This window comes from Faecousia intestinalis, assembly GCF_040096185.1.
In the GTDB taxonomy this organism is placed as follows: domain Bacteria; phylum Bacillota; class Clostridia; order Oscillospirales; family Oscillospiraceae; genus JAZOXB01.
The window spans coordinates 1-2,285 of the sequence record NZ_JBBMFF010000272.1 but is presented as its reverse complement, the minus strand read 5'-3'; the positions used below and the strand labels follow the sequence as shown (position 1 = coordinate 2,285).

General features: G+C 59.0%; 2 protein-coding genes. One reads left to right on the top strand and one right to left on the bottom strand.

Translation table 11 applies throughout. From position 1 onward, the window contains the following. Nucleotides 1-105 precede the first annotated feature (105 nt). A complete protein-coding gene (dnaA, locus tag WMO66_RS14185) occupies nucleotides 106-1,419 on the bottom strand; it encodes a chromosomal replication initiator protein DnaA (RefSeq protein ID WP_349137006.1) in 1,314 nt (437 codons plus the stop codon). A 241-nt stretch (nucleotides 1,420-1,660) separates the two neighbouring features. On the opposite strand from dnaA, the gene WMO66_RS14180 reads away from it, so the two are divergent. Further along, nucleotides 1,661-2,161 (top strand): 23S rRNA (pseudouridine(1915)-N(3))-methyltransferase RlmH, encoded by a 501-nt coding sequence (locus WMO66_RS14180; RefSeq protein ID WP_349137005.1) that lies wholly within the window; start codon nucleotides 1,661-1,663, stop codon nucleotides 2,159-2,161. The last annotated feature ends 124 nt before the right edge of the window (nucleotides 2,162-2,285 follow it).

Below are 2,285 nucleotides of genomic sequence, written 5' to 3'. Positions count from 1 at the left end.
AGGGGAGGGCTGATTTTCCCTCTCAGGCGGCTGCGCCGCCAGCTCTCCCAAAGGGAGAGCCAAGCTGCGCAATGACAGGTCTGGGAACCTGCCGCATCCGGGCGTTTACAGCCGGGAGTTGATATTCGACGTGATATCGCGGATATTATCCTGCAGGCCGTTGGAGGAATTCGGCAGCTCCTGCTCGACCTTTTTCAGGGCATAGAGGACGGTGGTATGGTTCTTGCCGAATTCCTTGGCGATATCGGGCAGCGACAGGTTCGTCAGCTTGCGGATGAGGTACATGGCGACCTGGCGGGCCTCGGCCGTGCCCTTGTTTTTCAGGGTGCTGCGCAGGGTGCTCTCGTCGATGGAGTAGAAGCGGCAGACCTCGCTGATGATGAGGTCCGGCGTGGGGATGGCCTGCGTTTTGCCCTTATACATGTCCTTGATGGCGCGCGAGACGTTCGTGATGTCCAGCGGCATGCCGGTCAGGTCGTGATAGGCCTTGATTTTCTTGACGGTGCCCTCGATCTGGCGGACGTTGTTCGTGATGTTTTCGGCAATGTAGTCCACGACGTCCTGCGGCAGCTCGATGCCCAGCTCCAGCGCCTTTTCGCGCGTGATGATGAAGCGCGTCTCATAATCGGGCGGCTGGACATCCACGATGAGGCCCCACTCGAAGCGGGTGCGCAGCCGGTCCTCCAGACGAACCATGTCGCCGGGAACGCGGTCGGACGTCAGGACGATCTGGCGCTTGTTCTCGTAGAGCGAGTTGAACGTATGGAAAAATTCCTCCTGCGTGGCGTCCTTGCCCGCGATGAACTGGATATCGTCCATGAGGAAGAGGTCGGCGTTGCGGTATTTGTCGCGGAACTCGAAGTTCTTGCCGCTGCGGACGGCGTCGATCAGCTCGTTTGTGAACTGGTCGCCCTTGATATAGACGATGTTATAGTCCGGGTGCTCGCGCTGGATCTGGTTGGCGATGGCATAGAGCAGGTGCGTCTTGCCGAGGCCGGACTCGCCGTAGATGAACAGGGGGTTATAGGCGTCGGCGGGGTTATCCGCGACGGCGCGGGCGGCGGAAAACGCGTGCTGGTTCGAAGAACCGACGACGAATTTATCGAACGTATACTGCGAGTTGAACTCGACGAAATTGCGGTTTTTCTTGTTTTTGGAGTACTGCGGCAGCTCGGTCTCGTCGAGGACGACGACCTCGACCTCCGTCTGGAACTGGTCGCGCATGGCCTCGCGGATCTGATCGATATAGCGCTTAACGATCACGTCCTTGCGGAACGGCGACGGCGAGTAGATGACGAGCTTGCTTTCCGTCAGCTCGATGACCTCGGCATCGTCAAAATACGAGGCGATCGCAATGGCCGGGGAATGCTGCTCCAGATAGGAAAGAACGCGTGACCATACATAGGCGTTGGAATACATAGAGGGCTCCTTTCCTGCATAGTTATTCCTTCTAATTTTACCACAAAAGCGGTCGTTATGCAAGTAGACACATTATATAAAAAGGACATCCAATGGCGGAGATTCTTAACGTTCTTTTGGAAGGTACCGGTCGAAGGTTGTCAAACCGGCTCGAAGGTGCTATAATGATCAGCAAAATCAAAGGCAGGCCGCACAGCGGAAGGGTTTCGCTGAATCGCGCGGCGCTGCCCGGAAAATCGAAATGACGGAGGACAACGCGATGTTCCACATCACGCTCATCACGGTCGGCAAGCTCAAGGAGCGCTATTACGCGGCAGCGGCGGACGAGTATATCCGCAGGCTCGGGGCCTACTGCAAATTCGAGCTCATCGAGCTGCCGGAGTGCCGCCTGCCGGACGATCCGAACGGGACGCAGATCGCAGCGGGCCTTGCGCGCGAGGCGGAGCAGATCGAGGCAAAGCTCCCGCGCGGCGCGTGGTTCTGCGTGCTCACGCCGGAGGGGACGGAGCTTTCGTCCGAGGGTCTGGCCGAGCGTCTGCAGGCGGAAAAGCTCAACGGCCGCAGCGCGGCGTGCTTCCTGATCGGCTCGTCGTTCGGCATCGACGCGCGCATCAAGCGCATGGCGGATTTCCGCCTGTCGTTCAGCAAAATGACGTTCCCGCACCACCTCATGCGCGTCATGGCGCTCGAGCAGCTCTACCGCGCGGAGAGCATCCTGGCAGGGACGAAATATCATAAGTAAGGGACGGATTTCCGCGCCCCTTTCGCCGGGGAGGCTTCCATTTGCGCCATTGCGAGGAGCGAAGCGTCCTTGGCTCTCCCACTGGGAGAGCTGTCACCGAAGGTGACTGAGAGGGCCTTGCAGG